General features: G+C 62.0%; 8 protein-coding genes. 4 read left to right on the top strand and 4 right to left on the bottom strand.

The genetic code is table 11. The features are described from left to right. Window positions 1-280: 280 nt before the first annotated feature. Window positions 281-475 (bottom strand): hypothetical protein, encoded by a 195-nt coding sequence (locus VGD45_RS31845; RefSeq protein ID WP_116810813.1) that lies wholly within the window; start codon window positions 473-475, stop codon window positions 281-283. Between the two features lie 112 nt (window positions 476-587). Between VGD45_RS31845 and greB the strand changes: the two genes are divergently transcribed. Continuing rightward, window positions 588-1097, top strand: a complete 510-nt coding sequence (gene greB / locus VGD45_RS31840; protein WP_331159447.1) for a transcription elongation factor GreB — start codon at window positions 588-590, stop codon at window positions 1095-1097. A gap of 122 nt (window positions 1098-1219) precedes the next feature. Here greB and VGD45_RS31835 read toward each other — a convergent pair whose 3' ends face one another. The 3 genes from VGD45_RS31835 to VGD45_RS31825 all read right to left on the bottom strand — a co-directional run bounded on the left by VGD45_RS31835 (window position 1220) and on the right by VGD45_RS31825 (window position 4105). Further along, window positions 1220-1774: a hypothetical protein gene (locus VGD45_RS31835; RefSeq protein ID WP_331159446.1), complete on the bottom strand. Its 555-nt coding sequence runs from the start codon at window positions 1772-1774 to the stop codon at window positions 1220-1222. 37 nt (window positions 1775-1811) lie between these two features. Then, window positions 1812-3230: a homospermidine synthase gene (locus VGD45_RS31830; RefSeq protein ID WP_331159445.1), complete on the bottom strand. Its 1419-nt coding sequence runs from the start codon at window positions 3228-3230 to the stop codon at window positions 1812-1814. Window positions 3231-3436: 206 nt separating this feature from the next. After that, window positions 3437-4105: a glutathione S-transferase family protein gene (locus VGD45_RS31825; protein WP_331159444.1), complete on the bottom strand. Its 669-nt coding sequence runs from the start codon at window positions 4103-4105 to the stop codon at window positions 3437-3439. 143 nt (window positions 4106-4248) lie between these two features. On the opposite strand from VGD45_RS31825, the gene VGD45_RS31820 reads away from it, so the two are divergent. The 3 genes from VGD45_RS31820 to VGD45_RS31810 all read left to right on the top strand — a co-directional run bounded on the left by VGD45_RS31820 (window position 4249) and on the right by VGD45_RS31810 (window position 7763). Then, entirely contained in the window at window positions 4249-5094 is an 846-nt protein-coding gene (locus VGD45_RS31820; protein ID WP_331159443.1) for a sulfurtransferase, read from the top strand. Window positions 5095-5175: 81 nt separating this feature from the next. Then, on the top strand, window positions 5176-7143 hold the full coding sequence (gene speA / locus VGD45_RS31815) for a biosynthetic arginine decarboxylase (RefSeq protein ID WP_331159442.1): 1968 nt from the start codon (window positions 5176-5178) through the stop codon (window positions 7141-7143). 344 nt (window positions 7144-7487) lie between these two features. Further along, the gene (locus VGD45_RS31810; protein WP_116810818.1) at window positions 7488-7763 is read left to right on the top strand and encodes an RNA recognition motif domain-containing protein; all 276 of its coding nucleotides are present in this window, start codon (window positions 7488-7490) and stop codon (window positions 7761-7763) included. Window positions 7764-7781: the final 18 nt, after the last annotated feature.

Below are 7781 nucleotides of genomic sequence, written 5' to 3'. Positions count from 1 at the left end.
GGGAGGGGGATGTGTTCTCCCGGCAATTGGGATCAACATGGACGTTGACCCAATAGCGCTACATGGACGTACAAGCCACGCGCGAGCGACAGCGACGCGCGGCGGGTGCAGCGGTGCCGGGAGGACACATCCCCCTCCCGGCGGCGCGAGCCACCGACGCAATTCTTGTGGCAAAAATGAGCAGGCAAAAAAAACCCCGAGCTTGTGGCTCGGGGCAGAGAAGCGGACTTTCTGAAGGGAAGTAAAGCCCGCTAGGGGATTCGAGAAAGCAGCAACTACATCAATGTAAGCGGGACCACTGCAGAACCTTGATATCCTTGGTGTCGCATTCGAAGTTCTTGGCCAGCACCGAGGCGGCTTCCTTGAGGTCGCCACGCAGCAAAGTGCGGTTCACTTCGACGACGCCGCGGAATTCGCTCATGCCCTTTGGGGCCCGTTCCTGCAGCAGAAAGTGCGTGTAGTACTTGATGCTCATGGGGCGGCAGAGTAAAGAGCGCCCCGTTCGGCTACCGTGAAGGATTCCACAGAATTCCCGCCATTTGACGATATCAGCGACGGCCTTACGAAAGCCTGGCAAACCAGCTCACATGTCACGTTACCGACCGCCTCAGCCCAAGGGTTCAAAGTTCATTACTCCTGTCGGCGCCCAACGACTGAAGGACGAGCTCGACCATCTGTGGCGCGTGCTGCGCCCGCAGGTGACGCAGGCCGTGCAAGAAGCCGCCGCCCAGGGCGACCGCTCCGAAAATGCCGAATACATCTACGGCAAGCGCCAGCTGCGCGAGATCGACCGACGCGTACGTTTTTTACGTCAGCGCCTCGATGGCATGGTGATCGTCAGCCAGCCCCCATCAGATTCATCGCGCGTGTTCTTTGGCGCCTGGGTGACGCTGGAAGACGACAACGGCGCCGAAAGCGAATACCGCATCGTGGGCCCGGACGAATTCGACGCCGCCAAAGGTTATATCAGCATGGACTCGCCGCTCGGACGCGCCCTGCTGCGCAAGGGCTTGGATGACGAGGTGCGAGTGGAAGTTCCGGGCGGCGCCAGGACTTATGTCATCACTGCCGTGCGCTACGAGCCATCAGGCGGCTGATGAGTTGCAGGTCCTCTCGGAGCCTACATTTTCTGGTGTGACTTTTTCCGGACTACATTTTCTGGTCGAAAGCGGCCGAGGCCCTTTCGACACGTCCGGAAAAAGGCGTGACTTTTTCCGGACTACAGCCCGAACAGTGAGAACAGGCGGCGCACCGGCCCGGCCGCCGCGTCCAGGTCGCGTTTACGGCGCGTGTGCATGCGTTTTTGCAAGGTCTCGCGCCGTTGACTCAACCATTGCTCGCGATCCGTTCCGGGCGGTGAGTGGCGCTTGGCGATCTGCGCCTCGCGAAACTTACTGAAGTCGCGATACGCGTCGATGTCGTGATGTAAATCCCGGCTGACCAGCTCGATCATGATCGCCTGATCGAGCGCTGAAGACGCGCCCGCGGAGGGCTCGCTGAAACACGCCAGCGCGTTCACGAGCCGCTGCGAGTCTTCCTGACTGAGCCGCCACTCGGCGTCATCCACCATCTCCAGCATCGTGCCCAGCCGCGAGTAACGCTCTCTCACGAAGTCCGCGAGATGCGCCTGGCTGCCTTTGAGATAAACCTCGCGCGCAGCGCTGACGATGCGCTCGACAGGTTGTGAACGCGCCGCCGACTGCCGCACCTGCGCGACTTCCGCGAGGTGTTGCAGATCGGCGTCGCCGAGATTGAAGCTGATTCTGAATGGCATCGACGAGACTATCCGTAGTCTCGAGACTTTCTTCAGCTCAGACGATCACGTTTTTGAATTGCCACGGATCGCTCTTGTCCAGCTGTTCATCGAACAGCCGGTTGCGATCGAACAGCGGCGTCCAGTCGCTGTACGCGCCGATCACGGGACCGAGGTACGGCATGCAGATTTCCAGGTTGCGGCGGAAATCCATTTCATCGGGCTCGATCACGCCGCGATTCGGATTTTCCATCGCCCACACCATGCCCGACAGCACCGCGACGCAGACCTGCAGACTGGTGGCCGTGTTGTGCGGGCAGAGCTTGCGCGCTTCGTCGATCGACAACTGCGAGCCGTACCAGTACGCGTTCTTCTTGTGACCCGCGAGCAGCACGCCGAGCTCGTCGATGCCGCCCGGAAGAATCTCTTCGTTGAGAATGCGCTTGCGATCCTGCAGGCGCCAGTTGCGGCCGGCGAACTCGTGCACCGACATCACCGCGTCGTCGCACGGGTGATAGGCGTAGTGCACCGTCGGACGGTACGCGACCTTGTCACCTTCACGGTGCGACAGATAGTCCGAGATCGAGATCGATTCGCCGTGCGTGATCAAAAAGCCGTGGAAATGCCCGGCCTTCGGCGTCCAGGTGCGCACACGCGTGCCAGCGCCCGGCTGCAACAGATAGATCGCGCTCTGCCGGCCGAACTCGTGACGACGGCCCTGCGGCGGCAGCTCCTTCTCGTGCGTGCCCCAGCCGAGCTCGGATGGCTGCATGCCTTCGCTGACGAAGCCGTCCACCGACCACGTGTTGACGAATTCGTTGACCTTCTTCGGTGTGTTGGCGACCTGCGTGTCGCGCTCGGCGATGTGGATGACTTTCACGCTGAGCTTGGCCGCGAGCGCCGCCCAGTCTTCGCGCGACTTGGGATCGCCAGCGTCGATCGACATGTCTGCCGCGATGTTGAGCAGCGCCTGCTTCACGAAGTGCGACACGAGGCCCGGATTGGCGCCGTGCGTGATGACAGCCGTCGGGCCGCCCTTCTGCGCGTCCCGCACCTTCAACGCCTCTTCACGCAGCGCATAGTTGGAGCGCAGCGACGGCGGCACGTTCGGATCGGTGTAGCCGCCCGGCCACGGCTCGATGCAGGTGTCCAGATACAACGCGCCCTTTTCGTGCGCGAGCTTGATCAGCGCGATGCTGGAAACGTCCACCGACAGATTCAGCAGGAAATCGCCGCGGCCGAGCATGGGCTCGAGCACCTGGCGATAGTTCTCCTGCGTGAGCGGATGAACGATGTGCTTGATGCCGTACTCGACGGCTTCTTTCAGGCCCAACTCGTCGGCGGTCACGATCGTGATGCGCTCCGGCGGGAGCGCGATGTGACGCAAGATGAGTGGCAACACTCCCTGTCCGATACTGCCGAAGCCGACCATGACGAGGCGGCCGGGGAAGTTGAAATGCACGGGATATTGGGACATGTCACTCACTCGCAAAGAGACGTTTAAACGAACGTCGGACCTCGATGGCGAAAATTCGCTGGGACGACGGCGCGAAGTGTACTGACTTTTGCCGTCGCGTCGACCGTAATAAAAATCGACGGCGATAAGTGCGCCGTCGCGGCGCACTTTCAAGGGCCAACGCCGTTTTTTGGACCGATTATTTTTCGAGCGTGGCGGGGCCGCGCTTATTCTTTTTCTTTCCAGTGCGGCGGGTACGTTTTCTCGTAGCCGGGCAGCGCCTCGACGCGCTTGATCCACGCGGCGATGGCGGGAAAATTCGTCTCCAACGGCAGCAGGCGCGCACGCAGATCTTCGGCTTCGCGCCGCTCCAGCACTCGGAGCAGCTGCTGAATGCCCGGAAACACGACGATGTCCGCGGCGGAAAACGACTCGCCCACCAGCCACGAGGACGTCGAGAGGCGGTTCTCGATGGTGCGCGCCTCGGCGATCACGAAGTTGAGCGCGCGCTCGATCTCTTCCATGTGGCCTTCGACGCCCTGGAACAGAATCGCGTAGATGAGTTTGGCGAGGTGGTCCTCGGCGTACGACTGGTACTCACAGATCACGCGCGTGATGGTGCCTTCTTCCTCGGCGGTCGTGCCGAACAGAGGCACGTCGGGATACTTGCGGTCGAGATAGCGCAGGATGGCGAGCGACTCGAACACCACGTAGTCGCCGTCCTTGAGCACGGGCACGCGGCCGCGCGGGTTCATTTGCAACATCTGCGGCGAGCGGTGTTCCTGCTTCGCGAACTGCACCATGTGCGACACGTACGGCAGGCGCTTGTGCTCGAGCGCGAGCAGCGCGCGCCAGGAATAAGGGCTGCCGCTCCCCCACCACAGTTCCAGTGCCATACGTCGCCCCAGCCATGCCCGAAAAGATTGGGGCGGGATTGTAACCAAGCCGGGCGGCAGGGCCAGAACTCTCCGACGAGCGACGTGACGCCGTTCCGCTACAGGCTCAGAATGCCCGCACCTCCATCGCGCACCAGTACGCCATGCTCACCACGCTCGTCTCGGCCGACGCGCTCGCCGCTCATCTGCAGGATTCACACTGGTTAATCGTCGACTGCCGCTTCGATCTGACGCAGCCGGCGGCTGGCGAGACCGCGTATCGCGCCGGACACATTCCAGGCGCGATCTACGCGCATCTGGATCGCGATCTGTCGAGCCCGATCACGCCGCAAACCGGTCGACACCCGCTGCCGGACCCCGAACGTTTCGCCGCCACGTTGAGCGCGTGGGGAGTTACCGCCGACACGCAAGTGATCGCCTACGACGCGGACAACGGCATGTATGCCTCGCGCTTGTGGTGGCTGCTGCGCTGGGTTGGCCATCGCGCGGTCGCCGTGCTGGATGGCGGCTTCAAAGCGTGGTCGGCCGCCGGCCTGCCGACGAGCACTGAAATTCCTGCACGCAGCCCCAGCAAATTCCAAGCGCGGCCTGATCGCGATTTGTGGCTCGACGCCGATCAGGTGCAGGAGCGTGTGCAACAACCCGATTGGCGGCTGCTCGACGCGCGCGCGCCCGAGCGCTTCGCTGGCAAGGTCGAGCCGCTCGACACCGTCGCCGGCCACGTCCCAGGCGCTCGCAACCATCCGTTCTCGACCAACCTCACCAGCGACGGGCGCTTCGGCGCGCCAGAAGAACTACGACGTCGCTACGAACAGTCCCAGGCGGGCGTCGCCGACGATCGCACCATTGTGATGTGCGGTTCCGGCGTCACCGCGTGTCACCTGCTGCTCGCGATGGAAGTCGCCGGCAAACCCGGTGCGCGCTTGTACGCAGGCTCGTGGAGCGAATGGATCAGAAACCCAGCGCGAGGCGTTGCAACTACGGATTAACTTGCACGCTTAATTTCGCAATCTCTTTGCAGTATCGTTCGCGCCCTTCTTACCATCGGCCACGTTACAGAGGCCACGCACTTGGACTCCACCGCTAAAAAACCGCTGCCTTTAGGTGTCACCAACGGCGCCTGGGATACCGAGGACTCCCTCGATCTGTATCAGGTGCCGAACTGGGGCAAGCACTACTTCAGCATCAACGCCGCGGGCCACGTGGTGGTGCGGCCGGATGGCACGCCGGATCGCGAGATCGATTTGTATGAAGTGGTCGAAGGCCTGCGTCAGCGCGATCTGACCACGCCGGTGGTGGTGCGCTTTTCCGACATCCTGCGCCATCGTCTGGTCCGGCTGCAGAAGGCGTTCTCGCAAGCCATCGCCGAGAACGACTACAAGAACCGCTATACCGCCGTGTTCCCGATCAAGGTGAATCAGCAACGGCTGGTCGTGGAAGAGGTGTATCGCTACGGCAAGGAATTCGGCTTCGGCCTGGAAGCCGGCTCCAAGCCCGAGCTGCTCGCGGTGATGGCGCTCACCGAGGACGCGCCCGAGCGCATGATCGTCTGCAACGGCTTCAAGGACGACAGCTACATCGAAGCGGTGATCCTCGCCACCAAGCTCGGCCGCACCATCATTCCGGTGATCGAGAATTTCGAGGAGCTGCAGCTGGTGCTGAAGCACGCCCAGAAGTATCAGGTGCGGCCGCGCATCGGCGTGCGTGTGAAGCTGGCCAGCGAAGGCGCCGGCCGCTGGCGCGATTCGGCGGGCGAAAAGTCCAAGTTCGGCCTGTTCGTCACCGAGATCCTGGAGTTGGTGAAGACGCTCGAGAGTCACAACATGCTCGACTGCCTGGAGCTGGTGCACTGTCATCCGGGCAGTCAGCTGCAGGACATCCGCCGCGTCAAAGATGCGATCAACGAGCTGGCGCACGTATACGCCGAGCTGAAGCTGATGGGCGCCGGGCTGAAATACATCGACGTGGGCGGCGGCCTCGGCGTCGACTACGACGGCAGCGGCACCAACTTCGAATCGTCGATGAACTACACGATGAACGAATACGCCAGCGACGTGGTGTATCGCATCGGCAGCGTGTGTAACGCGCGCGGCATCGACCATCCGGTCATCGTCAGCGAATCGGGCCGCGCCACTGCCGCTCATCACAGCGTGCTGGTGTTCAACGCGCTCGGCTCCTCCTGCCTGGACAAGTTCCGCGTGTCGGACCGCATCGAAGATGAGCACAGCGGCGACAAGGACGAGCTGCCGCAACCGGTGCTCGATCTGTTCGAAGCCTATCGCACGATCTCGGCGCGACGGCTGGTGGAGTGTTATCACGACGCTTTGCAGGCGCGCGAGCAGGCGCTGCAGATGTTCAACCTCGGCCTGCTGAGCCTGGAGTTCCGCGGACTGACGGAACGTTTGTATTGGGCAACCTGCGCCAAGATCCGCGATTTCTGCCGCAAACTGGATAGCGTGCCGGAGGAGCTGGAAGGTCTCGAGCTGATTCTGTCAGATACCTACTTTTGTAACTTTTCGGTATTCCAGTCGCTGCCGGACAGCTGGGCCATCGGCCAGCTGTTTCCCATCATGCCCATCCACCGGCTGGACGAGAAACCCACGCGCAACGGCGTGCTGGCCGATATCACCTGCGATTCGGACGGCAAGATCGATCGCTTCGTCAGCCAGCGCGAGGTCAAGCGCACCCTGGAGCTGCACGAGCTCAAGCCCAACGAGGAGTACTACCTCGCGGCGTTCCTGGTTGGCGCCTACCAGGAAACCCTGGGCGATCTGCATAACCTCTTCGGCGACACCCACGTGGTGCACATCCGCCTGCACGACGAGGGCGGCTGGTGGATCGAGGAAATCGTCAAAGGCGACACGGCCGGCAAAGTGCTGAGCTATATGCAGTACGACGTCGACCGTTTGTTTCCTCAGTTCGCCCGCGACTGCGAGCGCGCGGTGCGCGAAGGCCGCATGACCCTGGCCGAGAGCCAGGCCCTGCGCCGCTTCTACGAATGGGAGTTGAACGGGTACACGTATCTCGAAGGGGATTGATATCTCTTGATGTTTCTTGGGGCCGGCCGGCAGCCGGCCCCCGCCCGCCCCGCGCTATTCGCAGCTGCAAAAAAATCCAAAAAACGCCTTGTCAAGTACGGTCATTGCAGTCGCCAAAAGGCTGACGTAGTATCGGTCGCGGTCAGCTGAATACGCATTTCAACCTACAAGAGCGACCTTCGGACAAAGCGCTTCACCCAAGCCCGGTCCCACCGCACTCCATTCCCATGGTTGATTGTCAGCGACCAAGACACGGCGATCGACATTCCATCCGGAAGCTCTCGAGGCTTCGCGGAGGCGATCGTTTGGCTGCAACTTTTGTCTGGCCTCAAGAGTGACCTTCGATGACGACGATCTACGTTGGCAATCTGCCGTTCAGCGCCACTGAAACGGACGTCCGCTCCTTGTTCGAGAAACACGGCACGGTGCAATCGGTCAAGCTCATTAACGATCGCGAAACCGGACGCCCGCGCGGCTTCGGCTTCGTGGAAATGCCCTCCGGCGACGCCCAGACCGCCATTCAGCACATGAATGGTTTCGACATGGGTGGCCGCCCGCTGCGTGTGAACGAAGCTCGCGAGCGGGAAGCCCGCCCGCCGCGGCAAAACGGCCGCTGGTAACCCGGTAACGGCAGTCCG

The sequence above is a fragment of the Steroidobacter sp. genome, from assembly GCF_036402275.1.
GTDB lineage: Bacteria > Pseudomonadota > Gammaproteobacteria > Steroidobacterales > Steroidobacteraceae > Steroidobacter.
This window is presented reverse-complemented; position numbering and strand designations above follow the sequence as displayed.